Below are 26,468 nucleotides of genomic sequence, written 5' to 3'. Positions count from 1 at the left end.
ACCGAGAGGGCCGACGATTTCGTAGGGTCCGAGACGCGTGCCGGAAGTCAGTACCAACGGAGTGCCGAGAGTATACCCGCAGGTCGGGGTATCAGTCAGACAGCAATGGGCATGATCTCGCGGTCGATCTTGCGAGCATTGGCAATCTCCGCCAGCCGCAGGTCATAGATGGCCTGCAGGTTCAGCCACGAGTGCGCATCTCCGCCGAAGTACCGCGCCAGGCGCATCGCCGTATCCGCAGACACGCCTCGCCGTTCGCGCACGATGTCGTTGATGCGCGGCGCCGGCACATGGAGGATTTTGGCCAGCGCGTTCGCGGTCAGGCCCGCAGGGCGCAGGAAGTCCTCACGCAAGACTTCGCCAGGGTGCACCGGCCTCATGCCATTCTTCATCTTCATCGCGATGCTCCGTCAGTGATAGTCCGCAATCTCGACATCCTCAGGCCCGGCGGTTGTCCAGCGAAAACAAATGCGCCACTGGTCGTTGATCCGGATACTGTCCTGGCCCTTCCGGTCACCCTTCAGGGCCTCCAGGCGATTGCCAGGTGGTGACCTCAAGAACTCCAGCGTCGTCGCCGCGTCCAGCACGGTCAGCTTGCGCGTCGCCACGGTGACGATGCTCCCGAAACGCTTGGACTTCCCCGTCTCGAACAGCGCTTTCGTGTCGGCAGAGCCAAAGCCCTTGATCACCCGTCCAGCATATAACGGATAACGTTAAACGACAATCGCTGCTTCACTTCAAGGCCTTCTTTACCTGCCCTGGCGGATAGAGCGGGCCAGGAAGAACCTGTGGCTGGAGGTCAATGCTCGAAGCCTCAACGGCAAAGGCGAAGAGTTGGGTATCGATCGTTGGGCTCAAATCGTTATCGCTCACCACGTACAGCACATGCCGGCCATCGGCAAGGTCCGGACCCCACGCCAGTCCTTCAATCTTCTCGGCAATCGCGTTCGCATCGTTCAGGTGCAGGCCGAAGATGGGGTCGAGCATGTTGATGAAGATCGACTTGCCCACCGGCACGATCTCTGCCGGGAGGCCGCCAGCCGGCAAACTGGCGACTGCTGAGACATCCGTCGCGCCGGAGACGTCGATCTTGTAGATGTTCTTTCTCGTGGGCGCCGTCCCCGACGTGAGCCAGGACCGCTTGTCGCGTTCCACCACCAGGAACTCATGGTCGTTGATGGCCAGGATTTCACTCACGCCCTGACCTCGGTTGAACGCATCCGTCACGAAAGACGGCAAGCGCTTCCTGTTCATCCGCCCGCGAGAAGCGACAGCCGTCCGCCAGCCGGTCACGGTCGTCGTCAACTGGTCGGCGGGATTGAAGGGGCCATCTACTTCTTCGTCAGCAGCGACGTCCAGTTGGTGACGACCGTGAGAGGCAGGGCCGCCGAGACATTTCCGATACCGCCCGGACCGATCGACACGAGGATGCGCTGCCCGTCTGGAGACACGTCGTAGCTGTACGCGCCGGTACTGATGGTCGGCAGATTGCCTGGCAGTAAGAACAACGGCTGCGGTTTGCCAGGCACAAGTTCCTGATGTGTGGTCACGGGCACGGCCACCAGTTGGGCCGCGTTATTCACGTAGAACAGTTCACGCCCGTCTCGCCGCCAACGCGGAATGGCGCCGCCGCCTGCCGAGATGGGCCATTTTCCCTGCGATGGGTCCGGGAATGGTTGAACCACGACCTCGTACGTGCTGGATTCATTCGTCGTGTACGCCAGCCATCGGCCATCGCGCGAGAGCGACGCCTGGGGATGGTCGAAACCGTCTTCGAGATACGGCGCGACCTTGCCGTCGGTCTTCGACAAGACGTACAGACTTCGCACGCCTGAATTGGTTCTTGTGAACACCACCAGCTTGCCATCGCTGGACTCGTCGAGGGGCACCAGAAGCACGGTCGGACCGGTTTCGTTGTGGAGCGTGGTCATGGGTGTGGCGCCGCTCGCCACGCGCTCCCCGATCGTCACCCGCCCATCGTCGGCCGTCGATGAAAACACCAGCCGACGTCCATCATCTGACCAGGTTGGACTCAGGCCCCCGCGGGATGACGCCAGCGGGGCCTTGACGTTGCGCTCGAGGTCGGCCACCCACAACTGACGGCCGGTCGCGCGGTCACCCGCTAGCTCGACCAGAGCCGCACGGGCACCATCTGGAGAGAGTCGAAAGTTGAACGCCGAGACGGGCGGCCCGACCGGGCCCAGCGGTGTGCCCCGGCGATCGAGCCACGTCAGGCGTCGATTGGCCAACCCGGACTGCTGGTCAGGATTGCTGGCGTAGACCAGCACACCGGCGTCAGACACCGTGAAACCAGACCGGCCGTTAGAGATCAGATTCACCATCCCAGTGGCCAGCACCACGGGGTCGCCCGTGAGCGTGCGCGACTGCATGTCCATGCGCTGGGCCATCAGATTCTCACCGACGACGTAGAGCAGCAGGTTCGGCGCAGCGAACCTGGCGTAGTCGGACTTCACCACCTGGTGTCTGGCCGCCGAATCGATGGCTCCGGCAAAGATGGCCCAGTCGCCGCGCGCATCAGTCTGGGCCTGATAGAGGAAGTGGCGGCCGTCGGGCAGAAACTGCGGCCACAGATGGGCGATCTCCTTTGTCGTGCTGTCGAGCGTGGTCACCTGCGTCGGCGCACCGCCGTTGGCCGAGACGCGCTGAATGCCTTTGGTGCCCTGCGAGGAGACCAGCAATACCCCCTCGCTATTCCAGGTACCGCTGGCGTTGTTGGATGGCAGGTCACAAATCTTCCGAACGCCGCCGCCGGTCATGTCTGCGGTCAGCAGCCGGCTTGCTCGCGACAGGCCTCCTGCCTCCAGGCCCGTCTGCACGAAGAAGGCGAGCTGTCGGCTGTCAGGAGACCAGAAGGGAGACTGAGGTTGATTGGCGTCAGGGGTGCTCAGCGTTCCCGGAACCGGCAGCACCTCCATCGAGTCGAGGCGCCGAATCCAGAGTTGATCGGCCTCGGCGGCTTTTGACGACGCAGAAAACGCGAGCGATCGGCCGTCCGGCGAGATCGCTATGCGCGGCGCATTCCCGATAAAACGTCCTTCTCCCGGCGGAGAGACTTCGAAACGCGCCATCGGCAGCGTGGCTTCGTCATCGGAACTGGATGGCCACGCCAGCCACACCGCCGCAACGATCGCCACGGCTGCCACCGACGCCCAGATCGCGCGTTCCCAGCGTGCGACACCTGAGCGCGGGGCGGCGACTGAAGCTGCGGCCGGAGACGCCTCGGATGGTGACGACGCTTCGTCGAGTTCGAGCCTGGCGTCGCTGATGGCGCCAAGCCGGCGCTTCGGATCCTTTTCAAGGCAGCGGCGAAGCAACCGCTTGATCGATGGGTGCAGGTCCGCGGGCAGCGCATCCCACTTCGGGTCTTCCTTGATGACGTTAGCCAGCGTGACGGAGATGTCTTCACCCTCAAACCCGCGCGAGCCCGTCAGCATCTCGTAGAGCACCACGCCAAAGGCCCAGATGTCCGCGCGCCGATCGACCGCACGCCCACGCGCTTGCTCCGGCGCCATGTACGCGGCGGTGCCGATGATCATGCCCATCTGGGTCGCCCGCGCAGTCAACGTGGGCGAGTTGTTGGAGTCCTGGGGTCCCGAGGTCCCGGAGTCCATCGCCTTCGCCAGTCCGAAGTCCAGCACCTTGACCGTGCCGTCGTCGCGGACTTTGATGTTCTGCGGCTTCAGGTCGCGATGGACGATGCCCTGCTCGTGCGCGGCCTCGAGCGCGTCGATGATTTGGCGCGCGATGGCGATCGCGTCGGCGAGGGGGAATCCTCCGGATGGAGGCCGGGTCTTTAGACCCGGCGTGTTTGCCGGACCTGAAGGTCCGGCCTCCGAAGAGCGAGACCCGGCCTCCGAGGATCGGATCAGCTCCGACAGGTCCCGCCCCTCGACCAGTTCCATGACAAGGGCACGGGAAACGACCTCAGAGGTCGGTCCGGCACCACTCACCCCGCGACCGACCTCTGAGGTCGTTTCCTCTATCCCATAGATCTGCGCGATGTTCGGGTGGTTGAGCGACGCGAGCACCTGCGCTTCGCGCGTGAATCGCGCGAGGCGGTCCGCATCGAGTGCGAAAGCTTCGGGCAGCACCTTGATCGCCACATCGCGATTGAGCTTGGTATCGCGCGCGCGATACACCTCGCCCATTCCGCCCGCACCGAGCGGAGCAACAATTTCATAGGGACCGAGACGGGTGCCGGTGGAGAGCATGGGGGCGCGGGCATCATATCCCGGCTCCAGGCTTGTCCTGGCCAAGACGCCGGCAGGTCGGACCATTTGACGGCAGCCGCGCGCTGGGCGGCTTGCATCAGGAAGTTGGCGCCGGGGTGACCCATCACCCCGGCGTCGGCTTCACCGCTGCTTCACTTCAAGGCCTTCTTTACTTGCCCAGGCGGATAGAGCGGGCCAGGAAGAACCTGTGGCTGAAGGTCGATGCTCGAAGCCTCAATTGCAAAGGCAAAGAGTTGCGTATCGATCGTCGGGCTCAAATCGTTATCGCTCACCACGTACAGCACATGCCGGCCATCAGCGAGGTTCGGACCCCAGGCCAGTCCTTCAATCTTCTCGGCAATCGCGTTCGCATCGTTCAGGTGCAGGCCGTAGATGGGGTCGAGCATATTGATGAAGATCGACTTGCCGACCGGCACGATCTCTGCCGGGAGGGCGCCCGCCGGCAAACTGGCGACTGCTGAGACATCCGTCGCGCCGGAGACGTCGATCTTGTAGATGTTCTTTCTCGTCGGCGCCGTCCCCGACGTGAGCCAGGACCGGTTGTCGCGTTCCACTACCAGGAACTCATGGTCGTTGATGGCCAGGATTTCACTCACGCCCTGACCGCGGTTGAATGCATCCAGCACATACACGTACTGATGGGTCTCGCCCGTGAAGAGGTCCACGGTGAGGATCCGGGTGTTCACGCTCTGTCGATCAACGGTGCCCGGAGTGAGCGCGTTGTCCTGAAGCAGCGCGTTCTGCATGATGCCGATCAGCGTGTTGCCGTCGGGGCTGATGGCCAGACCCTCCATGCCTCGATTCGCCTGGCGTCCCGACGTGTTGCTCAGCAGCTCCGTGGTTGGATCGCCGCTCGGGCTGGCAATCAGGAACGTCGAGGGCACGTCGATCCGGCGGACCAGGTGACCTTGACGGTTGAACTCGAAGATATAGGGGCCGTACTCGTCGGAAATATAGAAATGTCCGTTGGGTCCGACCCGGATGCCCTCCGGATCCAGCCGCAGAGTGGCGAAGTCACTGTTGACGTCAAAGGCCCCGGCTGCGCCGACAAACGTCTTGCCGAACTCATTCTTGAGAAACCGGGTATCAAGCAGCCGTGTGTTGATGGTGCCGGCATTCATCGTGATGTGAAGAAAGTGCACGCGATCGAGGAAGGCGACATCCGTCAGACCGTCGAACGGTCCCCGATCGGGAGCGGCGATGAAGACATTGTCGTGGCCGGTGTACGTAATGTCCGAGCCAAGCCCACCGAGAATCGCCTTCGGCACGCAGTTTGCCGGAGCGCCGGCCTGGCAAATGCTGCCCTTCAGACCTGACTTGTCCAGCAGCGCGCTGTCAATGACACCTTTGCCGATTAATGTGACGACGGGAGGCGGCGCGCCCCAGGGCGTGGCAACCGCAAGAATGAAGACGAGAAGAGTGGCGCGTGCAAAACGTGACATGTATGGAGGCTCCTTCTGAGACCACACATGGATACCAGTCACATGGAAACACCACGTGACAGAACGATAACGCTCGTGACAATTAGTCTGCCGAAACGGAAACGCCAGCCCGACGCCGGGGCAATCTTGCAGACCAGCTCGCGATGAGCGCTTCCTTCTCTGACCGCGTCAACTGCTTCACCGCATACTCGCGGGCCAATGCTTTGCCGAGGGATCGAAACCCTCGCGAATAGACCATCGCCACGGGCCGTCGGCCACGCGTGTACTTGGCGCCGCGACCGGCGTTGTGGGCCTCAACGCGCGCCTTCAGATTAATGGTGTAGCCGGTGTAGAGCGTGTCGTCCGCGCAGCGAAGGATGTAAACGTAGTGCACGCTAGAAGATCAGACGGTAGACGCCGTAGCCAACGGCGACAAGAGTCACAAAACCGAGCGTGCCTTCGAAGAGGATGTCCTCGGGCTGAAAGCCGCGATACCTGCCGAAGGTGACAGCCTTCATGACCGCCCAGCCCACGGTCTGCAGACCGCTGTCGATGACGATTGCCGCGAGACTCTCCAACATGTGTGGCCTGCTTTGTCGAACGCCACATGATACACGCGGGCCGGTGGGCGTAGAATCCGCAGATGACTTCCATGCGCACCGCACCCGCCCTCTGCCTCGCCGCCATTCTGATCGGCGCCACGGCTCTGCCGCTGGCCGTGACCGCACGCGACGCCGGACAGGCGGTGGATCAGGCCATGGTCGCGCGCATCCGCGACGAGGGCCTGCAGCGCTCACGTGTCATGGACGTCGTCTCCTACATCACCGACGTGCTCGGCGCGCGGCTCACACTCTCGGATGACATGGCGCGCGCACAACTGTGGGTGATGTCTCACATGCGCGAGATCGGACTCGAAAACGTCGTCGCAGAGCCGTTTATGGACTACGGCACGCGCTGGGACAACGAATACGTCTCGCTGCACCTCATCGAACCCGACTACCAGCCGATGGTCGGTTACCCCCTCTCACACACGCCGGGCACCAACGGCAAACAGACGACCCGCGTGGTCAACGCTGAAATCCGCAACCGCGCCGACCTGGAACGACTGCGCGGCACGTTGCGCGGCGCTTCGGTGTTGTCTACGGCTCCGGCCGTCGTGGACCGCGCGCGATTCAGCACGGGCGTGGCTCGTTACACCGACGCGGAACTGAAAGTCCTGGAATCCCCAGCGCCGCCGCCGGCCGCACCACCTGCGCCACCCGCCCAGCCAGCTGCCGCGGCCGCTGCAGCCGCGCCGGCGCCAACCGCCCCCAACCCCACCGTCGTCCGGCCCGAAGAAAAGATGGCGTTCTACAAAGCCGAAGGGGTCGTGGCCGTGCTGCAAAGCGAGAGCGGATGGCCTGGCGCCGTGCGCGGCTTCGCCCGCCCCGGCACCAGAACCGACAATTGGGGCCGCGCCGAAACGCTTGCGTCCCCTCCCATCGTTGCGATCACGCCGGAGCACTACAACAGGATGTACCGGCTGCGCGAACGTGGTCTGCCGGTCATGATCGAAATCGAAATTCGCAATCGGGTGGGCGCTGCGGTCGAACAAGCCAGCAACGTGGTCGGTGATATCCCCGGTACCGATTTGAAAGATGAACTCGTGATGATCGGCGCGCACCTGGACACATGGCACGCCAGCCCGAACGCGAGCGACAACACCTCGGGAGTGGCGGTTGTGCTCGAGGCCATGCGCATCCTGCGCGCGGTGGGGGCCAAGCCGCGCCGAACCATTCGCGCCGCCTTGTGGGCGGGCGAAGAACAGGGCCTGCATGGCTCGCGCGAATACGTGTTGAAACACTTCGGTGACCCCGCGAGCCCGAAAGGGGTCACACCTGCGTACGAAAAACTCTCGGCCTACTTCAATCAGGACTATGGCCCCGGACAGTACCGGGGCATCTACCTGCAGGGGAATGAAGGGGCCAGGACGATGATGACGAGTTGGACCGCGCCATTCCACGACTTGGGTATGACAACCGTGTCACCACGCGGCGTGGGGAGCACCGATCACATTTCGTTCGACCGGGTGGGACTCCCGGGCTTCCAGTTCCTCCAGGATCGTGTGGGCGGCACCGGTGGCCACACCAACCTGGATTTTCTCGAAACACTGCCGCCCGAAGACCTCATGAAGAACGCCGTCATCATGGCGGCGTTCGCGTACAACGCGGCCATGAGCGATGGACGCGTCCCGCGGAAATAGTCGACCGCTATTTTGTGCTGACAGTTTTTACACTCGACTTCTAGAAATGTCCGTGTAATATCTGCCCCTCTACGCTTTGACATCGGCCAGGCCGTCGGTTGCGCGAGGCACGTTAATTGCTTTCGTCACCGAGCCACAGCTAACACATTGTCAGAGGTTGGCATCGCTCTACGACTGTCCGATCGCAGTGAAGAAGGAGACGTGTCCATGGCGCAGGTCAGCTATCCCGGTGTTTACATTGTCGAAAAAGCCAGTGGGGTGCGCACCATCACGGGTGTGGCCACATCGGTCGCCGCGTTCGTGGGCTTCACCCGCAAGGGCGTGCCCGACAAGGCGGTGGCCATCACGAGTTTTGCCGACTTCGAGCGCGGGTATGGCGGACTCGACCGCGACAGCCCGGTGTCGTATGGCGTCCGGCAGTTCTTCCTGAACGGTGGCACGCAGGCCATCATCGTTCGTGTGGCAGTGGGACACGCCACCTCATCGTGGACGCTGCAGGATGGGTCGGCGGTGATCGTCCTGGACGTGAAGGCGTCCAGCCCAGGGGCATGGGGCAACGGGCTGCGCATCTCGGTACAAACCACCGGTGTGCGGAACGCGGATACGGACTTCAACCTGGTCATCTCGCAGTTGCAGGCCGACGGCAGCACGCTGGTGCCCGTGGAGACGCACCGCAACTTGAGCCTCGATTCAAACTCCGGGCAGTTCGTCGAATCGGTGGTCAACAACAACTCAGCGCTGGTGCAGGTCACGCGGCGCCCCGCACTGACCTTTACCCAGGCTGGATTCGCGGTCAGCGGCGCCATCACGTTTCCGCTCAATCCGACCAACACCATCATCGGCGGCTCGGTGGACGGCACCACGGCGTTTCAGTTGACGCTCGCCGGTGCACCGTGGGCGAACATTGGTGCGCTGGTGACCTCCACCACCAATGCGATCGCTGCGGCCGGACTTGCCGCCAGGCTTCAGGCGTCGCAAACGGGTCCTGACGGTCAGGCCGGCACCGGTCACCTGCGCATTGCGTCACTCGCCACCGGCGAAACGTCCAGCGTGGTCATCGCAGGTGGCGCATTCGGTGGTCTCGCGGCCGTGGCGAACATGGGCCTGGCCAATGGCGGTCGCGAGTTTTCTGGCGCGGCCCAGCGGCGTCCGGCCGTGGTCAACAACCTTGTCCCTCCCACGTCGGGCGCCGACGGCACCCGGGGCGCGGCAGTCAATCTCGTCGGCAACGAACTGGCCAAGACCGGCATCTACGCGCTGCTGGACGTGGACCTGTTCAACATGCTGCTCATTCCCGAGACGTTCGACATGACGGCCGGGCAGGAAGCCGCGGTGATTCCTGCAGCCACGGCGCTGTGCGAAGCGCGCCGCGCCTTCTACGTGGTGGACGCACCTTCGAACCGCACACTCGCGAACATCGGCGCCTGGGCCAACGGGGCATCACAATCGCGAAACGCGGCCACCTACTTCCCCGCGGTACGCATCGTTGATCCACTCGACGGTCTGCGGCCACGCGCGATGGCACCGTCGGGCACGATGGCCGGTGTGTATGCGCGCACGGACGCCACCCGGGGCGTGTGGAAGGCCCCGGCCGGCACCGACGCCACGCTCAACGGCGTGCTCGACCTGACGCTCCCCATCAATGACATCGAGAACGGGCAGATCAATCCACTCGGCGTCAACGCCCTGCGCAGCTTCCCCGCGTACGGGCGTGTCGCCTGGGGCGCGCGCACGATGAAGGGCGCGGACGCGCAGGCCGACGAGTATAAGTACGTCCCCATCCGCCGCCTCGCACTCTTCCTGGAAGAAAGCCTGTACCGGGGCACGCAGTGGGTGGTGTTTGAACCAAACGACGAACCGCTCTGGGCTCAGATTCGGTTGAACCTCGGCGCGTTCATGAACGGCCTGTTCCGTCAGGGCGCGTTTCAGGGCAAAACGCCGCAGGAAGCCTTCTTCGTCAAGTGCGACAAGGAAACCACCACCCAAGCCGATCGCAACCTCGGCATCGTCAACATCATGGTCGGCTTCGCACCGCTCAAGCCGGCTGAATTTGTTGTCATCACCATTCAGCAGATCGCCGGCGATCTGCAATAAGGGAGTCGAATCATGGCCCAGTTTGCCGTCAACACCCATCGCTTCGACCCGTACAAGAACTTCAAGTTCCGTCTCAAGTGGGACGGACGCTATGTGGCTGGCGTCGCCAAGTGCGGGGCGCTCAAGCGCAGCACCGAGGTGGTGGAACATCGCGAAGGCGGCGACCCCTCGACGTCGCGCAAGTCGCCCGGCCGCACGAAGTACGAGGCCATCACGCTTGAACGCGGCGTGACGCACGACCTGGAGTTCGAGGCCTGGGCCAACAAGGTGTGGCATGTCGGCGCCGGTCTTGGCGCCGAGGTCAGCCTGAAAGACTTCCGCAAGGACGTGATCCTGGAGGTCTATAACGAGGCCGGTCAGGTGGTGCTGGCGTACAAGATCTATCGCTGCTGGGTCTCTGAGTTCCAGGCGCTGCCCGACCTCGACGCCAATGCCAATGCCATCGCGATTCAGACGCTCAAGCTTGAGAACGAAGGCTGGGAGCGCGATCTCGATGTGGTTGAACCCTCTGAACCTGTCCTTGCGGGCTGAGGGTAGCCATGCGTCCGTTTGGCGAAGCCATGGATCTGGACGTGGACTTCGGAGCCGCAGACCGTCCCGGTCTGGTCACCACTGTTCTCTCGCAGTGTGCCGGGCTGGGTGATCCCGCGTACTGGTGGGAGCAACCCGTCGGTGAGCGTACAGCCGCCCTGCTGCAACTCGTCACGTTGACTGAACAGGGCGACGCCCTTCCGCTGACCGCGCGTTGTGTGGCGCAAGGCTGCGGCGAGTCCTTTGAATTCGAACTGCCCTGGCGCGCATTGCCCACAGGTGCATCCGACTCGGGTCCGCTGCATGTGCGCCTGGCCGACGGCCGCGCCGTGGCGATGCGCAGACCAACCGGCACCGACTTGCGCGAGTGGCGTAAGGCGCAGTTGGCGGCACCACCCGCCTCAAGGGAACACGCGGTTCGCCTGATGCTCAATTCGCTGGTGCTCACCGGTAACGCGCGGCCAGACGACGAGGCGACGCTGGCGGACGCCCTCGCGGCGGCGGATCCCCTGGTGCACTTCACGGTTGCGTGCCGGTGCGCTGCCTGCGATGCGCCCAACGAAGTGGACGTGGATCTGGAATCCATCGCGCTCGCGAAGTTGGTGGCGCGACAACGCGCGCTGATGCATGACGTGCACGTACTGGCATCGAACTACGGCTGGACGGAATCGGAAGTGCTGGCCGTGCCACCGGCGCGTCGTGCGCGATACATCGCGCTGATTGAGGACGGCCGATGAGGGGCTACTTCGATGCACTGTTGCGAGCGACGGGCGTTGGCGCCGGTGCCACGGGGCGCGCCATGACGCATCGGCCGCCCGGCGTGGTTGAACTCGACCAGGAGACTCGGGCGGAAACGATGGCGCCGCGCGCGGCGCAGACCACCGACCGGTTGGAGACGCGGCCGACCCGGGAGCGAACGTCAGAGTTCGAGCCATCGCCGCAGGCACCGATCACGCGAGCCGCAGCGATCACTCCTGCTGCGCCTGCTCCGCAGGCCACCCGAGTCGAGCGTGTCGCACAGCAGCCGCCAGTCGAGCCAGCCGCAGCGCGAGCCGAGACCATGACGGCCGACGACGCGCCCGACCTCGGCCAGGCCATGGTGAGGGCTGCGATGCGTTGGGTTGCGGCCGACGCCGTGGCGCAGCAAGTTGGCGCGTCAGTCGCGCACGCACCGGCGCATACCCGCGAGGTGATCGCGCCTCGCGAAGTTGACGCAACGCCTCGCCGTCAGAGGCTCGGGGATGATCTGCCCTCTCAGCGGATTGGCCACACAGAAGCGGCATCGGTGGTACCCGACGCAACCGCCCGCCCGGCGACCACCACTCCGGCAATGATTCCGGTGGCGCCGTTGTCGCCGGCGCCTGTGGCTCGAAACGAGATCGTTGAAGTCTCCATTGGCGCGATTCATGTGCGGGTGGATGCGCCGGCCGTGCAGGCCGTCCAGAGCCCGCAGGCACCGCCTGCCGCCCCTCGCGCCACCGCTGCTCGTCCGCAGCGCAGCGCCCTTTCACGGCGAGCCCTCCGCAGGATCTGACCATGGCGCTCGCAGACTCTTCCATGGCGATCGGCGCCGTCACCCGCCTGCTGCAGGATCACCTGATCCGGCGCGGGTTCGAAGTTGAGATCGGCAAGCCGGAAGAAGCCGCGGATACGGACGCGAATGCGAAGCTCAACCTCTTCCTGTACGAAGTGAGTTTCGACGGACATATGCGCAACCAGTCCATGGGCACCGGTGAGCCGCCCCGATTGTGGCTGGTGCTCAAGTTCCTGCTCACGGCGTTTGACGGAAGGGAGCGAAGCGATTCCCCCGCCGCCCACGATCTGCTGGGTCTCGGCCTGACCGCGCTGCAGGACCTGGCCTTCCTGCCAATCGACTCGCTGGTTGATGCCAACGTGCGCCTGGCGCTCGAGAACAATCCCGAACCGCTGAAACTCACATTCGAAGACTCGAGTTCCGAACTGCTTTCGAAGCTGATGCAGGGCAATGGCGAACGATACCGGTTGTCGGTGGCCTTCCAGGTGAGACCCGTGATGATCGTGCCTGGCGCCGTCCCGCGCGGTTCCCTGCTCGTCGGCGTGGACTACAGCACGGCGCCTGAAACGGTGATCGGGCGTGACGGCGTGCAGATCGATGTCATTCCGTCGATGGGTGCGCAACTCGATCGTGTGGAACCTGCACGCTTCGAGCCTGGGGCCACGCTCACGATCTTCGGCACCGACGTCGCCGGCACCGACATGGAAGTGGTGCTGGGCGATGTCATGTTGACGGTCGTCGAACGCCGCATCGATCGGCTCGTCGTGGTTGCCGAGGGCAGTCCGGGCGCACCGATCGCCTCGGGCGGCACGTTGTCGGCAGGTGAGATGCCACTGGTGGTTCGACGCCGCCTGTCGCCAACGCGTACCCGGTCAAGCAATCTGCTCGCCGCAAAGCTGCTGCCGGTGGTGACCGGCGCCACCCTCGTCGCCGGGAATCTTCAGCTGCAGGGGCTTCTGCTTGGTGACAACGAAGACGACGTGATCGTGTTGTTGTATCGCGAGTCTGATGGCGTGACCGTCCGCCAGTTTGACGTGGTAAACACAGCGGCGGACCAGAAGACACTGACCGTCCCCGGGGTGGGAACCGCTGTACCAGCTGGGAGTTACCGCGCCATCCTTCGCGTGAACAATCAGCAGGCAAACGCGAGCCCGCGCGTGGTGGTGCCATGAGGACGATCGCATTCCTGCCGGGCGTGCACGGTGGCGATGTGCTCGCGCAGTACTGGCTTGGCCAGGTCGCCTGGCGCCTCCGTCGAGAAGTCTGCTGGCTCTGGCGCGAACCGGGTGCCACCAACGCGCTGGATCTCATGCGCTACGAAGCCGACAAGCGTGCGTTCTTCGAAAGTGACGTCACGGCGCGGCACTTGAGCGAACTGGTGGCGGCAGAGGAACCGGACGACTCGGGCGACAGCGATATCCGCGGATCGTTCGGATGGGTGGTCAGGGAACTCGAACTGCAGCCCGTCGAGCGCTTCATTCTGGCGGTGGCGCTGCTGCCCGTGGTTGACAGCGCAGCGGGGCCGGTCATCGCCAGTTGTCTGAACGACGCCTCGCGTACCGTGCCAACGCTCGCATTGGCGCAGCGCCTGTGGGACGAGCCCGACGAAGTGCTGCGGTGTTTCGACCCGGCACACACACTGATGCGCTACGGCATTCTGGCTTCGCAGGCATCGGGCGGAGCGCACGATTGGCAGGCACCCCTGCGTGTGCCTCCGCTGGTTGCGGGCCAGTTGCTGTTTGCCGACGCCGAATTGCCCGTCGCGCTCGAAACCGTTGTGCCGTCGCAGGCGTTGGCGACACTCGACAACGCGGCGATCGCTCGAGTGGCAGCCGCACTGGCGGCCGACAGCGACCCCCACGCGCAGCCGGGAATGCGACTGGTACCGGTGCTGGGCGCCATCGGCGCGCCGCTGGCAGAAGTCGCCGCTGCCTGTGCAGCACATGCCGGCATCGGCACGGTCAGACCAAGCGTGGCCCTGCCGCGTGATCAGATGGCACAGGCGCTCACGGTGGCGTGGTTGCGTGGCCAGGCCGTTTATCTGCCGGCCGCCATGCTCACGAGTACGTCCGTTCACGATCCGGCCGCCCCGGTCGCCGAAGCCCCGCCGCTGCCGGGCCTTCCGCTCACAGTGTTCGTCGGCGCGCACGAGGGCGCGGCCTTGCGCGGCCTCGGATCCACGTTGCCGGCCATCACGGTGTCGCCACTGACGTACGCAGAACGCTTGGCGCATTGGCGACGCGCCCTGCCGACCGCAGCGGCGGAGTTGCCGGAACTGGCGCGCCGCTTCCGCTACGAAGAAGCGGGCATCGCGCGAGTGGGCCGTGAACTGGCCACGCTGGGCCGGCCACCGCGCATGGACGAAATGCTGGCCGCCGCACGCGCCGATCTCGATCTCGGCTCACTCGCACAGCCCGTCACGCCGCGATTCCGCCGCGATGAATTGATGCTGCCCGCCGCGCAGGACGCGCAGATTGCCGAAATCATCGCGGCCATGACCAACCTCACGCGGGTGCACTATGACTGGGGCACCGCGCATGCATGGAACGAGGGCGGACTGGCCGTGTTGTTTGCCGGCCCTCCCGGCACCGGCAAGACGATGGCGGCCGAGGCGATTGCGTCGGAACTGGCGCTGCCGCTCTACCGCATCGACCTGTCGCAGGTGGTCAACAAGTACATCGGCGAAACGGAGAAGAACTTGCGGCGACTCTTCGACGCCGCCGATTCCGCCGATGTCGTGTTGTTCTTCGACGAAGCCGACGCACTCTTCGGCAAACGCACCGAGGTCAAGGACGCGCACGACCGGTACGCCAACCTCGAAATCAGCTACTTGCTTGAACGCATGGAGCGCTTCAAGGGCCTCGCCATCCTCGCTACCAACCGCAAGAAGGACCTGGACGACGCGTTCTTGCGCCGGCTGCGTTTTGCGGTCGAGTTTCCAATGCCGGGCGCCGAAGAGCGCCTGCGTATCTGGCGTGGCGTCATCCCCGAAGGGGTTGATGCCAGCGACGTGGACTTCGACTTCCTGGCACAGCGCTTCGCGCTGGCCGGCGGCCACATCCGCGGCATCGTGTTCCAGGCTTGTCTGCAAAGCGCCTCGGTTGGCGCGGAGCGGCGGTTGACGATGGCCGCGGTGGTGCGGGCGGTACAGCGCGAGCTCGACAAACTGGAGCGCGCCACCAGCCTGGAACAGTTCGGACCGTATGCGGCGCTTGTGGCCGCGCAAAGGACCACGCGATGAGCGCGCCTCTACAGGGACGCCGACGGGTGCGGATTGACCGGCTGGAACTGGACCTGCGGGGCTTTGCTCCAGACACCGCTGAAGCGGCCGCGCGGGCGCTGGGCCCTGCCCTCGCGCGTGAGCTGGCAGCGCAGCGTGGTGGCACGACCGAGGCGGGCAAGCCACACGATCTCGCTACAGGCATCGCACGTCAAATCGCCGGCAGGATTCTCGGAGACGCATCATGAGTCTGTTGCGCGGCGCCCTCATCGAATACGGCACCTCACTCATCGGGCCCATCCCGAACGTGGTGATCTTCCAGTTCAACCCGGAGTCACTCACGCGCACGCTCCAGATCCCGCCGCGACCCACCGGCGCCATCCAACGCGAAACCACGCAGGCCGGTGAGCGCACGTTCGAAAAGATCTCGTTCAAGGCGCACTTCAGCGCCGCCAACATGCTCGACGAAGGCAAGGTGCTCGCGCAGATGTTCGGCATCGGCCCACAACTCGCCGCCCTCGAGAAGATGGTCCTGCCGAGTTCGAAGATCGCCGGCCTGGTGGGTGCGGCCATCGATGCGATTGGCGATGCGGTCGGCGGCGGCGGGGCTGATGACGCTCCCGCTCAGCCCATCCCGCGCGAAAAGTACCCGCGCATTCTCTTTATCTGGGGCCTCGCGCGCGTGCTGCCGGTCACCATCGACTCCATGAGTTTCTCGGAACTCGAATACGACGCCATCCTCAACCCCGTTCGCGCGGAGGTGGATATCACCCTGAGTGTGAATGCGCTCGACGACTGCTCTGACGACGTGCTGGCGAAGGGCGCGCTCGAATACTCCACGATCGCGAAAGAAGCCCAGGCCATCGCCAACCTGGCCAATACCGCTGAACAAATTGTCGAACTGATCCCGCTGTAGGAGCCGCCATGTTTCTCCCACACTCCCGCTACCACAAGGTCTCGACGGTCGAGACCACCTCGTCCACTGGAGAAACCGTGACGGCGCTGAAGTTGCGCCGCCTGACGCCCGCGACCGGCGACCCGCAAATGGTGCAGGCCGGAGAGCGGCTCGACCTGCTGGCGCAGGCCCGCACGGGCGATGCGACGCAGTTCTGGCACGTGGCCGATGCCAACACCGCGCTTGACGGACGCGAACTGGTGGACACACCAGGCGAGACCGTGATCGTGCCGAGGACCTGAGATGCCCGAACAACGCTTCCGCGTCTGGTTCGGCGACCGCGCTGCAAGCGAGGCCGAGCTGCGTCGCATCGAGGAGATCGAAGTCACGCAGGAGATGGACGCCTTCTGGGAAGCGCACATCCGCATGGCGTTGAGCCTCGATGCTGCGGGCGCGTGGACGGGCTGGCCCGGCGACTCGACCGCGCCCTTCTCGCGTGTGCGCGTGGAGTTCGATATCGGCACCGGGCGTTTCGCGCCGCTCATCGACGGACCGCTCGTCAGCATCGACGCCGACCTTGATTCGCAGCCCGGCCAGAGCACGGCCACCATGGTGGTGCGTGACGACAGCGCATTCCTCAATCGCGACGAGGAAGTGGAGCCGCCATTCGAGAATCGCCGCCACAGCGAAATCGTCGATGAACTGTTCGCCCGCTTCGCGCAGATCCGGGATACCAGGGTCGAACCCACGGACGCCAACCCCGAGACCACCACGCGCAGAGGCACCGTGCTCCAGTTCCTGCGCGAGTTGGCGAGCGCGAATGACCGGCACGCCTATGTGCTGCCTGGCGACGAACCGGGCAAAAGCATCGGATGTTTCCTGCCCGACCCTGAAGGTGTGGCGGATCTGCCACCACTCGTGTTACTCGGCAGTGGGCGGAACCTCTCAAGCGCCAGCGTGACTCAGGACCCCAACGGTGGCGGCCGCACACAGGCGCAGGTGCTGCGCGTGGATGACCACGGCGTCACCACCTTTGCAACCAGCGCCGAAGAGTTGGGCCTGATGCGGCAGCTCCCGGCGGTGCCTGCCGACTTGTCACCGATGAGACTGCTGAATCCCGCCGACAACACGCGCGAGGATCCGGCCGCGGCGGCCACCGCCGACGCGCGCCGAAACGGCTACGTCTACGCGCTCACCAGCCACGTGATTCCCGGTTGTTATGCCGGCGTCCTGACCCCGTACCAGAAAGTGCGCGTGGATGCCGGCGCCACGCCCTACAGCGGCGACTACCTGATTTCCAAGGTCACACACCGCATCACGCCGTCGCTCTACACGCAGGAACTGGAAGCCAGAACCAACTCTGTCTCCGAGGTTTCGGCCGCAGCCGGCGCAGCCATTGGTGGAGGAGTGTTCTGATGAGCGACTTGTTGGCCCAAACCGTCGAACGCCTCGTCGATCGCGTCGGGTCGAGCTACTTCGGCAAATACCGCGGCATCGTCACCGACGTGGACGACCCGATTAACCAGTGCCGCATCAAGGCAACCGTCGCCTCGGTGCTCGGCGAAGCGACGAGCGGATGGGCGTTGCCGGCCGCGCCGTTCGCGGGAGACCAACACGGTGTGGTCATGTTGCCCAAAGTGGGCTCGGGTGTGTGGATCGAGTTCGAGGCGGGGCAACTGGACCATCCGATTTGGTCGGGCGCGTGGTGGGCCGCCGGGCAGCGGCCCGACCCGCAAGGGGCCGGCGTTCGCGTGATCGTCTCTGAGAACGGCCACAAGGTGATCCTCGATGATGAGGCCGACGAGTTGAAGCTTGTGCACGCCGGTGGACCGGAGATCACGATGACCGGCACAGAGATCGTGCTGAAGTGCGGCGCGTGTGAGATCAAGATCAGCAATCAATCGATCTCCCTGAACAACGGCATGATCAAAGTGGGTCCCGCGGGCGTGAGCCTCGTCAACGGCGCCATGAGCCTGGGAGCGGCGCCATGATCCCGATCCTGACGTCCGCCAGTACCGTGACGTGCCCGCATGGCGGGATGGCGCAGTTGCTCACCAGCAACACGGTGGCGCTGATTGACGGCGCGCCTGCCTTGCTGCAAACCGACGTTCACCCGGTGGTCGGCTGCCCGTTCACGCCGGTGGCCTATTCCCCATGTGTGACGATCCGCTGGGTCACCGCTGCCACACAGACCCTGGTGCAGAACGTGCCGGTGCTGCTGCAAAACAGCGTGGGCCTGTGCCTCAGCGCAGCTCAGGTGCCTCAGGGCACCGCCATCGTGATGCAAGTGCAGCAGAAAGCAACGGGCACCTAGTCATGGCCCTCTCGAATGGACGTCATCTCGCGTTTCCGTTCCACATCGGCAGCGATGGCCGCACGGCGGCGCCAAAAGACGATGGAGCGCATGTGCGCGACGAACTGCTGCAGCTGTTGCTGACCAGTCCGGCTGAGCGGCTGTTCCTGCCGGAGTTCGGCGGCGGCGTGCGCCGGCTTGTGTTCGAGCCGGCGTCCGAGGCGTTGCGCGGCGTCGTGAAGGCGCGCATCACCAACGGCCTGTCGCGATGGTTGGGGCATCGGCTGACGGTTGAACTCATCGATGTGGTGTGGGACACCGCGGCCGCCACTCTCGAAGTCAGCGTGAAGTACCGGCCGGCCGGAAGCCCGGACAGCCGGGTGGTCAAGTTCCAGCGCAGTTCGAAATAGCGAATCACCATGGGCGCCATTCCTTTCCCCGATCTCGTCGACGACAGAGCAGACGTTCTGCGCAGTCGCGGACTCGACGGGCTGAAGCTCGCGCTCGTGTCGTTGCCGCCGGGCGCGAACCCTGCGCACGCAGACATCGATCTGCGCTTCTTCAATGGCCTGCATGTGCCGGCGATCCTCGCCGACATCGCCGGCGATCCCGTGCGAGCGCGGCAGATCTTCCGCATCCGCGGCGGCTCACGCATCGTCGCCGGCAGCGCGAGCGGGCAGGTGCAGGTGACGGCCGTCGCTGGAATCGACGCTACGCGCATCGGACTGCGCATCGAGCCGGTTGGCGACTATTCCACGTACACCATCGAGCTTGTCTGGAACGCCAGCCTGATCGACCCGTTCTTCAGTGCGATTGGTTTCAAGTTCAGGCCCGGCTGCTTCACCAACGATTGCGCGCCGGTACTGGGTGGTCGGCCGCCGGCGCCGAATCCGCCAATCGATTACCTCGCGAAAGACTACGACTCGTTCCGCCACACGCTGATGGTGGCGATGGCCGAGCGGGTGCCAGGCTGGGCCAGCACGAGTGAAGCCGACCACGATCAGGTGCTGATCGATCTGTTCGCGGCGGCCGCTGACGAACTCAGCGACTACCAGGATCGGGTGATGGCGGAGGCCTATCTCGGGACTACTCGAAAGCGAGTGTCGCTGGCGCGGCACGCCCGGCTCGTGGACTACCACCTGCATGAGGGCAATCAGGCCAGCACGTGGCTCGCGGTTGATGTGGTGGCCGGTCAGGCGCCGTTCACACTCGCGGACCAGGAACTGGTGGTGTGGACCGGCGCGGCTGTAGCGGATGACCAGACGGTGTTCTTCGCGAGCCGCCAGAAACGGCTTGAGCCGGCGCAACGCCAGCGACTCGATCCGCTCCTGAACCGGCTTCGCCTGCATACGTGGCGGAACGCACGACCGGCGCTTGGTGCGGGCAGCACCTCGGCGGATATCGCGCCGGTGTCGGGATTGGCGTCGCAGGCCCAGGCCGATGCGCTTCGAGACTTGGTACGGGGTGGCCAGTGGCGCGAGATGCTCCTCGCCGAAATGCTGAATCCGCTGACGGGCGCCGTGGCTGGCCGTCGCCGGTCGAAGCGCCAGTTGCTGCGCCTGCTAGCCGGCACTGATCCGGACCGTGGTGCGGCCGAGTCGATCTTTGATCCCGTGACCGGCGCGTGGATCGTGCGGGTGCACTGGCGCGAAGAGGATGCGCTGCGTTTCGACTACAGCTTCACGACGTTCTGCCCGGGGCCGCCGCCGACCGCAGTGGAGGACGTCTCGATCTTCTACGGCAACCTGGTGCCGGTGCACGAGGGCCGGCCGCTCGAAGTGCATTTCTACGAGCCCGGCAGCGTGTTGCCCACCGAGACGGACTCGGTGAAGCATCGCTACTACGAGCGGGCGAACCGGTTCGCGGACGGACGCGATTGGGTGCGCGCGGAGTTGCCAGACGAGGGACCGCTCGCGTACCTGCCACCGGCCACCGGAGCGGCGCCCACTGGCGAAGACCCGGCGCGTTCCACGATGTGGCTCGAAGTGGAACTGGTGGGTGGTGCGCGCGAGACCTGGGACGAGGTCGAAAGCCTGGTGCACAGCGACGACTCGGCCGAAAACGGCGACCACTACATGGTGGAGACCGACGAGCGGCAGCGGAGCGTGCTGCGATTCGGCAACGGGACGCACGGTCGTCTGTTGCCACCCGGAGCCACAGTGCACGCCGAGTATCAACTTGGCGGAGGCCCGGCCGGCAACATCGGTGCGGACCAGTTGGTAAACGTGCAGGCGCTCACGGGCGCGTTGAATGGCGCGGTGGTGGCCGCCACGAACCCGTTCGACGTGACGGACGGACGGGAGCCGGAACCTGCCGAACGGATTCGTCGCAACGCGCCCGAGGCGTTTCGCGCGCGCCAGTTGCGTGCGGTGACGATCGCCGACTATGTGAAACGCGCTGAGGAGGTGAGCGGGGTTTCGCGCGCGGTCGCCCGGTACGCGTGGACGGGCAGTTGGCGCACAGTACGAATCGCGATTGACCCCGCGGGCTTCACGGCACTGGGCGACCCGCGCTCGGATGCGCTGTGGGATGAGCTCCGTCCTCGCATCGCCAACCATCTGGAAGCCGTGCGGCTGATTGGCGAAGACCTTGAGCTACGGCCGCCACGGTACGTGCCGCTGGACATCCGTGTGGTGGTCTGCGCGGGAGAGGCGTATTGGCGCGAGGACCTGCGCTTCGTGCTGGAGCAGGAGTTCTCCGACGGCTGGACGTCCGATGGACGACGCGGGTTCTTCCATCCCGACGAGTGGAGTTTCGGCCAGGCGTTGCATCGCAGCACGATTGAAGGCCGCATCCACCAGATTGCCGGCGTTGATCGGATCGTGCGCATTGCCATGAAGAGATTTGCCACGCCGCTGCCGGCTGTGCCCGGCACCGAGGTGCTGGAGATGGCGTTCGACGAGATCGTGTTGCTCGCCAATGATCCAAGCCATCTTGAACGTGGACTCATCCGTTTCGACGTGCAGGGAGGGCGGCGCTGACCATGGCTTGCAATCCCCTCATCACCGACCCGTTCGTGTTTCCGCGCCGGGCCAACAACCGCCCCGGGCTGCCGCGCATCGCGTACCGCATCGGGCGCTACGCGGATTTCGTCGAAGTCATGACGCGCGGGATCGATGCGGCGCCGGAGCTTTCGGCGTGGACGCATCGCGAGGCGGATGACCCCGGCATCGCACTTCTGGAAGGCGCGGCCATCCTTGGCGACATCCTGACCTTCTATCAGGAGCACTACGCGAACGAAGCGTACTTGCGCACGGCGGCGTGGCGTGAGAGCGTGGCGGAACTTGTCCGGCTCACCGGATACCGGCTCGCGCCTGGCATCGGCGGCCGGGCCACACTCGCGTTCGAGGCTCGCGGCACCGCGCCGGTGACCATTCACGAAGGGTTCGTGGTGAAGGCCGAACTCGAAACGGCGCCCACGCCTGCCGAGTTCCAGACCGACGCTGAGTTGACCGCGTGGCCGCACCTGGGTCGATTCCATCTGTATCGCCCGCGGGCGTACGCGTCGAAGATTGCCGCAGGCGCCACTTCATTTGAAGTCGCCAGTGTGGACGGCGAGAGCGATGCCACGAGCCTGACGACGTTAGAACTGAAGGCCGGCGACCGACTGCTGCTGCAGGCCCCCGAGCCCCCGTGGACGTCGAGCGGATCAACGTTGTCGTCGCAGAAAGCGCCGCAGGTGGTGAAGGTCACCAAGGTCACGCCGTTACTGGGTCGCGTGCTTGTGGACATTGACGCGCCGCTTCAGGCGGCCTGGAACCAGCCGGTGGAGGCGTATCGCATCAATCGCACCTTCCGGCACCTGGGCCACAACGCGCCGCCAAAGACCGTGGCGAACACCACGAACAACAGCGGCGAAATCACTGGCGCCGAGGAGTCGGATACCTCCTTCGAGCGACACGTGGACGCCAACCACAACTGCACGAACACCAGCGCGTCGATCACGCTCACTCCCACACTGCTGCCGCTCGACACGGAGGTACCGGACCTGCACCGGGGCATGCGCCTGGTGCTGCAGACGCGAGTCAGCAAGACCGGCCAGCCGACCGTCGCGGTCAGCGTGGTCCGCACGGTCACGGCCATCGAAGCGCGGACGATCGGATTTGGCAACCTCAATGGCCCAAGCACGCTGTTGACGCTGAACCAGCCGCTGATCAAACACGCGATGACGGATTCGCCCGGCAGTGACGTGCGCGACTATCGGATCCATGAAGTCACGAGCCCCCCGCTGACGTTGCGACCCGTGTCGAGCCCAGCGAGCAGCGGGTTCGCGAATGGCACGGCTGCCCTGCGCTTATGGGGCACGGTCTCTCAGGCCCAGGCGCTGGCCGGCCGGCGCCTCTACCTCTCGCACGCCGATGGCCGCTCGGTGGAGCTTGTGTGCACGAATGAGGCGGGCGACTTCGCTACATCAACTCCGGACGTACCGAAGATGTGGTCGCTCAGCTTCGATCGGCCGCCGAAGCCGTTTGTGCGCGCAGACTTCGACGAAGCCACGCCCACGGTGACAGTGCTCGGCAATCTCGTGGACGCGTCACAGGGCAAGACCGAACGCGACGCGGTACTCGGCAACGGCGACAGCCGACAGATGTGGCAGACCTTCCCTCTGCCGAAGAAGCCGATGACGTATTTCCTGTCGAGCGGCGGTGTGCCTCCGCACGCGCCGGAACTCGAAGTCTGGGTGGGCGGACGCCTCTGGACGCGCGTGGATGCGTTTTACGGCCACGGCTCCACCGCACAGATCTACATCGTGCGGGAAGATGCCGACGGGCAGAGCTTCGTGCAGTTTGGCGACGGTGAGACGGGCGCACGACTCCCCTCCGGCCTCAAGAACGTCGTCGCCAGCTACCGCAGTGGCGTGGGTGCGTACGGCGCCATCAAACCCGGCGCCACGCCCACCGCGAGTGAGCGGCCGCGCGGCTTCGACAAGGTGTCGCTCGCCGGTATCGTGTCAGGCGGTGCGGAGCCTGAAGAAGCCGGCAAGGCGCGTGAGGCTGCGCCGGGCAAAGTGCAGAGCCTGGGCCGACTTGTCAGTATCCGCGACTACGAGACAGAAACACTGTCTGTGCCTGGCGTCGTGACCGCCGCCGCGGCGTGGGATCTGTATGCCGGTGTGCCGGCGGTGATCCTGCGCGTGTTGCTCGAGGCTGGTCGCGAAGCCGAATTCAGCGACGTGCGCGCTACCCTCGCGCACGCGCAGCGCTGCAAGGGCCCGGACCGGTTCCCGATGATCGTGCAGCAGGCGCTGTTGCGTTACGGCTTCGTGGACGTCAGCTTCGCCCGCAACGCGAGCTACCGTCAGGATCAGGTCGAGGCCGATTTGCGCGCCGCCCTCGCCCGGCTGTTCGACCTTCACTCGCGGCGCCTGGGCGAACGCGAGTACGCGAGTCGCATCGAGGGTCACCTGCAGAATGTGGCGGGCGTGTTGTGGTGCAAGGTCACGGGCCTCGGTCGCTTCGCAGCAGGCGTGACGGACCCGGCCACGCTCTCGCTGCCGCCGGCGCCGCGCCCGGTCGCAGCCGTGATGCCGTGCAGCCCGCATGAGTTGCTGCAGGTCACGGCGGCACACGTCACGCTCACGGCCGTGGCCGAACCGTCTTCAGGGGAATGCGCATGAGTGTGCCCACCGTTCCACTCTTCGAGCGCCTGCCGGAGATTTATCGCACGCGCGACGCCGAGCAGACGCCGCCCAATCAGTTGCGCGCGTACCTGGCGGCCATCGAAGCGCCGTTCGGAGCGCTCCACGAGAACATCGAGCAACTCTACGACGACCTGTTTATCGATACCTGCGACGACTGGGTCATCGCGTACCTCGCGGATCTGCTCGGGACCAGCCATCTGAAGGGTGATCCCCGCACGCTGCGAGCCGATGTGGCCGACACGATCGCGTTGCGTCGCCGTAAAGGCACCCTCGGTGCGATCGAACGGCTCGCGGTCAATCTCACCGGCTGGGCATGCCGAGGCGTGGAACTGCGCGAGAACCTCGGCTGGTCACAGCACCTCAACCACCAGCGGCCTGACGCCGGAGGTGAGCCTCCGTATGGCGACCCCGCGCTGACCCGACATTCGGTGCCCCGCGGAGGGACCGCACCACTAAGGGATCCGGCAGCTCTGGCACTGCTCGGCACACCCTTCGACAACTTTGCGTACACCGCCGATGTGAAGCCCGCCACCGGCGGCGCCCGTCGCATCAACCTGCCCAACCTGGCGATCTTCCTGTGGAGGCTTGCCGCGTATCGTCTGCCGCGCGTGTTGCCGCTCGCGAAGGGCATCACCAACCTCGGTCCACAACCAGCGGGACTCGCGCGATTCGTCCTGCGCTTCGACCTGCATCCGCTCGACATGCCGATGCGCCTGTTCAACACGAGCCGGCCGGGCTTTCTGCGACCCGGCACCTCTGGTGGCGTGGTCTCGCCGCTGACCGAACCCGACGCCGTGCCCGGGCCGATACTCGACGCGCGGCTGACAAGTGGCACCCCGGCGGGCCACCCAGAGGCGTACGCACGCGTGGACTTCTACAACGCCGCCGCCACACCTCCGACTGGATTCGATTTGGGCGACGTGGGGCTGCACCTGTTCATGCCGCAGACGCTGGCGCCGCTGCTGGTTCCACCGGCGCCGCAAACCGAATGGCAATGGCTCTTCCGCGGCGACAACCTCTGCGCCTGGGAAACAGGTCTGCGTCGCCCGGTGCGTAGCGGCGAGATCGTCATCGACCCAGACATCGGTCGCGTGGTGATTGGCCTCAACACGGCCGCACAAGCGGGCCAGTTGATCGTCTCCGCTGGCGGCGGATTCACGTCCCGAATGTTCGTGAGCACCACCTACGGTGCGGCAGGGCCGGTGGGTGCGCATCCTGTGACGCGGTTCGTTCCTGCGCCGGTGACCGGCACGGATCTCCGGCGCGTGGGCGACGTGACCGGTGGAGTCACCCTGCAGGCCGCGCTCGGTGGACTGGCCACTGCCACAGCTCCCGTCGTGATCGAGATTCACGACAGCCTGGTGCATCGCATCGACCTGTCGTCGCTGCCGGGCACGGCCGTTGACGGCACGCGCTCGCTCCGACTTGCGCAGTCGCTGACGATTCGCGCCGCCGGCGATCACCGGCCGATTGTGCTGCTCGCCCAGCCGCTCTCGATGCGGCCCGTCGCCGCAGGCGCGGCCACTCCGTTCACGCCGCAGGTGCGGCTTGAAGGACTCTACTTGGCGCCCGACACAGCCGCGCCGTTCCCGGCAGGCCAGGCACTCATCAACCGCGCGGCAGTGGCGCGACTCGAACTCATCGGCTGCACGTTGGCCCCCGGCGGCCACAGTCTGCGCAACGGCGACCGCGCACCCATGCAGCCCGCGCTGCGACTGGTTGACGGGTACGGATTCGCCGCCCCGGCCGACGTCGACGCGTTCGTGCCCACGCCCGACATCGTCATCCAGCGCTCCATCGTCGGCTCCATCGCCATCGATGAGCGCTATCGCCTCGACATCTCAGACAGCATCGTAGATGCCGGGCTGGGCGTGACCGACGCGCCTGCGGGGCCGTTGGCGATCGGCGCCGCCACCAACCCGGCCACCACCTGGGGGGCCGCGCTCAACTTCGACGGCCTCACGTGTTTTGGCGCCGTGCGTGTCGCCGACGTGGGCGGCCTTGGCGGCATCTTCACGCAGCAGTTCGAGGTGCTCGACAACCAGCGCGGCTGCATCAAGTGGACCGCCTTCCGCGGCATCGCCGATCGGCTGCCGCCCAATCACTTCTGCGTGCGCGCGACAGACGCGCGCATTGCTTTCACGTCCGGGCGTTTCAACGACCCGGGTTATGCCCAACTTGCGCGCGAGACCGACCGGCGCGTACGCGAGTTGGGACCGGATGACGATGAGATGGGCGCGTTTGGGTTTTTGCTGAATGCGCACAAATGGACCAACTTGCAAGTGCGGCTGCGTGAGTTCATGCCTGTCGGCGTGAGACCGCTCGTGGTCACCGTGACATGACA

The 26,468-nt window shown here is 65.3% G+C and carries 24 protein-coding genes; 17 read left to right on the top strand and 7 right to left on the bottom strand.

Going from position 1 to position 26,468, the window contains the following annotated elements:
* Positions 1-95: 95 nt before the first annotated feature.
* From IPL75_23810 to IPL75_23780, 7 genes are all read right to left on the bottom strand, one after another.
* A complete protein-coding gene (locus IPL75_23810; protein MBK9243220.1) occupies positions 96-398 on the bottom strand; it encodes a HigA family addiction module antidote protein in 303 nt (100 codons plus the stop codon).
* 12 nt (positions 399-410) lie between these two features.
* The gene (locus IPL75_23805) at positions 411-689 is read right to left on the bottom strand and encodes a type II toxin-antitoxin system RelE/ParE family toxin (GenBank protein MBK9243219.1); all 279 of its coding nucleotides are present in this window, start codon (positions 687-689) and stop codon (positions 411-413) included.
* Between the two features lie 43 nt (positions 690-732).
* On the bottom strand, positions 733-1,197 hold the full coding sequence (locus tag IPL75_23800; GenBank protein MBK9243218.1) for an esterase-like activity of phytase family protein: 465 nt from the start codon (positions 1,195-1,197) through the stop codon (positions 733-735).
* 134 nt (positions 1,198-1,331) lie between these two features.
* Positions 1,332-4,232 (bottom strand): serine/threonine-protein kinase, encoded by a 2,901-nt coding sequence (locus IPL75_23795; GenBank protein ID MBK9243217.1) that lies wholly within the window; start codon positions 4,230-4,232, stop codon positions 1,332-1,334.
* Between the two features lie 152 nt (positions 4,233-4,384).
* Positions 4,385-5,695, bottom strand: a complete 1,311-nt coding sequence (locus tag IPL75_23790; protein ID MBK9243216.1) for an esterase-like activity of phytase family protein — start codon at positions 5,693-5,695, stop codon at positions 4,385-4,387.
* 82 nt (positions 5,696-5,777) lie between these two features.
* Positions 5,778-6,068, bottom strand: a complete 291-nt coding sequence (locus tag IPL75_23785) for a GIY-YIG nuclease family protein (GenBank protein ID MBK9243215.1) — start codon at positions 6,066-6,068, stop codon at positions 5,778-5,780.
* A 1-nt stretch (position 6,069) separates the two neighbouring features.
* Positions 6,070-6,255, bottom strand: a complete 186-nt coding sequence (locus IPL75_23780; GenBank protein ID MBK9243214.1) for a hypothetical protein — start codon at positions 6,253-6,255, stop codon at positions 6,070-6,072.
* 62 nt (positions 6,256-6,317) lie between these two features.
* Between IPL75_23780 and IPL75_23775 the strand changes: the two genes are divergently transcribed.
* The 17 genes from IPL75_23775 (at position 6,318) to IPL75_23695 (ending at position 26,466) form a co-directional block, all read left to right on the top strand.
* Positions 6,318-7,916, top strand: coding sequence for a M20/M25/M40 family metallo-hydrolase (locus IPL75_23775; protein ID MBK9243213.1), 1,599 nt, complete (start codon positions 6,318-6,320; stop codon positions 7,914-7,916).
* Between the two features lie 207 nt (positions 7,917-8,123).
* Positions 8,124-10,010 (top strand): phage tail sheath subtilisin-like domain-containing protein, encoded by a 1,887-nt coding sequence (locus IPL75_23770; GenBank protein MBK9243212.1) that lies wholly within the window; start codon positions 8,124-8,126, stop codon positions 10,008-10,010.
* Between the two features lie 12 nt (positions 10,011-10,022).
* Positions 10,023-10,541, top strand: a complete 519-nt coding sequence (locus tag IPL75_23765) for a phage tail protein (GenBank protein MBK9243211.1) — start codon at positions 10,023-10,025, stop codon at positions 10,539-10,541.
* Positions 10,542-10,549: 8 nt separating this feature from the next.
* Positions 10,550-11,278 carry a hypothetical protein gene (locus tag IPL75_23760; GenBank protein ID MBK9243210.1) on the top strand — a complete coding sequence of 243 codons (729 nt, stop codon included), beginning with the start codon at positions 10,550-10,552 and terminating at the stop codon, positions 11,276-11,278.
* The gene (locus tag IPL75_23755; GenBank protein MBK9243209.1) at positions 11,275-12,075 is read left to right on the top strand and encodes a hypothetical protein; all 801 of its coding nucleotides are present in this window, start codon (positions 11,275-11,277) and stop codon (positions 12,073-12,075) included. The genes IPL75_23760 and IPL75_23755 overlap by 4 nt, the downstream gene beginning before the upstream one ends.
* A 2-nt stretch (positions 12,076-12,077) precedes the next feature.
* Entirely contained in the window at positions 12,078-13,247 is a 1,170-nt protein-coding gene (locus tag IPL75_23750) for a DUF4255 domain-containing protein (GenBank protein ID MBK9243208.1), read from the top strand.
* Positions 13,244-15,316, top strand: a complete 2,073-nt coding sequence (locus tag IPL75_23745) for an ATP-binding protein (GenBank protein MBK9243207.1) — start codon at positions 13,244-13,246, stop codon at positions 15,314-15,316. Before IPL75_23750 ends, IPL75_23745 begins: the two co-directional genes overlap by 4 nt.
* Positions 15,313-15,543, top strand: coding sequence for a hypothetical protein (locus IPL75_23740; protein MBK9243206.1), 231 nt, complete (start codon positions 15,313-15,315; stop codon positions 15,541-15,543). The genes IPL75_23745 and IPL75_23740 overlap by 4 nt, the downstream gene beginning before the upstream one ends.
* Complete coding sequence (locus IPL75_23735; GenBank protein ID MBK9243205.1) at positions 15,540-16,211, top strand: hypothetical protein; 672 nt, start codon at positions 15,540-15,542, stop codon at positions 16,209-16,211. Before IPL75_23740 ends, IPL75_23735 begins: the two co-directional genes overlap by 4 nt.
* 8 nt (positions 16,212-16,219) lie before the next feature.
* Complete coding sequence (locus tag IPL75_23730) at positions 16,220-16,492, top strand: hypothetical protein (protein MBK9243204.1); 273 nt, start codon at positions 16,220-16,222, stop codon at positions 16,490-16,492.
* Position 16,493: 1 nt separating this feature from the next.
* Positions 16,494-17,606 (top strand): hypothetical protein, encoded by a 1,113-nt coding sequence (locus IPL75_23725; GenBank protein MBK9243203.1) that lies wholly within the window; start codon positions 16,494-16,496, stop codon positions 17,604-17,606.
* Positions 17,606-18,181, top strand: coding sequence for a hypothetical protein (locus IPL75_23720; protein ID MBK9243202.1), 576 nt, complete (start codon positions 17,606-17,608; stop codon positions 18,179-18,181). The genes IPL75_23725 and IPL75_23720 overlap by 1 nt, the downstream gene beginning before the upstream one ends.
* Positions 18,178-18,504, top strand: a complete 327-nt coding sequence (locus IPL75_23715; protein ID MBK9243201.1) for a hypothetical protein — start codon at positions 18,178-18,180, stop codon at positions 18,502-18,504. The genes IPL75_23720 and IPL75_23715 overlap by 4 nt, the downstream gene beginning before the upstream one ends.
* Positions 18,505-18,506: 2 nt before the next feature.
* The gene (locus IPL75_23710; protein ID MBK9243200.1) at positions 18,507-18,893 is read left to right on the top strand and encodes a GPW/gp25 family protein; all 387 of its coding nucleotides are present in this window, start codon (positions 18,507-18,509) and stop codon (positions 18,891-18,893) included.
* Positions 18,894-18,902: 9 nt separating this feature from the next.
* Complete coding sequence (locus tag IPL75_23705; protein ID MBK9243199.1) at positions 18,903-21,464, top strand: baseplate J/gp47 family protein; 2,562 nt, start codon at positions 18,903-18,905, stop codon at positions 21,462-21,464.
* A 2-nt stretch (positions 21,465-21,466) separates the two neighbouring features.
* The gene (locus IPL75_23700) at positions 21,467-24,100 is read left to right on the top strand and encodes a hypothetical protein (protein MBK9243198.1); all 2,634 of its coding nucleotides are present in this window, start codon (positions 21,467-21,469) and stop codon (positions 24,098-24,100) included.
* Positions 24,097-26,466, top strand: a complete 2,370-nt coding sequence (locus IPL75_23695; protein MBK9243197.1) for a hypothetical protein — start codon at positions 24,097-24,099, stop codon at positions 26,464-26,466. Before IPL75_23700 ends, IPL75_23695 begins: the two co-directional genes overlap by 4 nt.
* The last annotated feature ends 2 nt before the right edge of the window (positions 26,467-26,468 follow it).

The organism is Acidobacteriota bacterium, from assembly GCA_016716905.1.
Lineage (GTDB): Bacteria > Acidobacteriota > Vicinamibacteria > Vicinamibacterales > SCN-69-37 > SYFT01.
The sequence above is the reverse complement of the archived record's forward strand: the minus strand, read 5'-3'. Positions and strand labels throughout refer to the sequence as shown.

Coding starts and splice junctions, on each gene's coding strand:
- IPL75_23750 (MBK9243208.1), top strand. CDS start 12,078: ATGGCGCTCGCAGACTCTTCCATGGCGATCGGCGCCGTCACCCGCCTG.
- IPL75_23740 (MBK9243206.1), top strand. CDS start 15,313: ATGAGCGCGCCTCTACAGGGACGCCGACGGGTGCGGATTGACCGGCTG.
- IPL75_23700 (MBK9243198.1), top strand. CDS start 21,467: ATGGCTTGCAATCCCCTCATCACCGACCCGTTCGTGTTTCCGCGCCGG.
- IPL75_23710 (MBK9243200.1), top strand. CDS start 18,507: ATGGCCCTCTCGAATGGACGTCATCTCGCGTTTCCGTTCCACATCGGC.
- IPL75_23790 (MBK9243216.1), bottom strand. CDS start 5,695: ATGTCACGTTTTGCACGCGCCACTCTTCTCGTCTTCATTCTTGCGGTT.
- IPL75_23730 (MBK9243204.1), top strand. CDS start 16,220: ATGTTTCTCCCACACTCCCGCTACCACAAGGTCTCGACGGTCGAGACC.
- IPL75_23770 (MBK9243212.1), top strand. CDS start 8,124: ATGGCGCAGGTCAGCTATCCCGGTGTTTACATTGTCGAAAAAGCCAGT.
- IPL75_23715 (MBK9243201.1), top strand. CDS start 18,178: ATGATCCCGATCCTGACGTCCGCCAGTACCGTGACGTGCCCGCATGGC.
- IPL75_23705 (MBK9243199.1), top strand. CDS start 18,903: ATGGGCGCCATTCCTTTCCCCGATCTCGTCGACGACAGAGCAGACGTT.
- IPL75_23795 (MBK9243217.1), bottom strand. CDS start 4,232: ATGCTCTCCACCGGCACCCGTCTCGGTCCCTATGAAATTGTTGCTCCG.
- IPL75_23755 (MBK9243209.1), top strand. CDS start 11,275: ATGAGGGGCTACTTCGATGCACTGTTGCGAGCGACGGGCGTTGGCGCC.
- IPL75_23725 (MBK9243203.1), top strand. CDS start 16,494: ATGCCCGAACAACGCTTCCGCGTCTGGTTCGGCGACCGCGCTGCAAGC.
- IPL75_23780 (MBK9243214.1), bottom strand. CDS start 6,255: ATGTTGGAGAGTCTCGCGGCAATCGTCATCGACAGCGGTCTGCAGACC.
- IPL75_23810 (MBK9243220.1), bottom strand. CDS start 398: ATGAAGATGAAGAATGGCATGAGGCCGGTGCACCCTGGCGAAGTCTTG.
- IPL75_23745 (MBK9243207.1), top strand. CDS start 13,244: ATGAGGACGATCGCATTCCTGCCGGGCGTGCACGGTGGCGATGTGCTC.
- IPL75_23765 (MBK9243211.1), top strand. CDS start 10,023: ATGGCCCAGTTTGCCGTCAACACCCATCGCTTCGACCCGTACAAGAAC.
- IPL75_23760 (MBK9243210.1), top strand. CDS start 10,550: ATGCGTCCGTTTGGCGAAGCCATGGATCTGGACGTGGACTTCGGAGCC.
- IPL75_23775 (MBK9243213.1), top strand. CDS start 6,318: ATGACTTCCATGCGCACCGCACCCGCCCTCTGCCTCGCCGCCATTCTG.
- IPL75_23720 (MBK9243202.1), top strand. CDS start 17,606: ATGAGCGACTTGTTGGCCCAAACCGTCGAACGCCTCGTCGATCGCGTC.
- IPL75_23695 (MBK9243197.1), top strand. CDS start 24,097: ATGAGTGTGCCCACCGTTCCACTCTTCGAGCGCCTGCCGGAGATTTAT.
- IPL75_23735 (MBK9243205.1), top strand. CDS start 15,540: ATGAGTCTGTTGCGCGGCGCCCTCATCGAATACGGCACCTCACTCATC.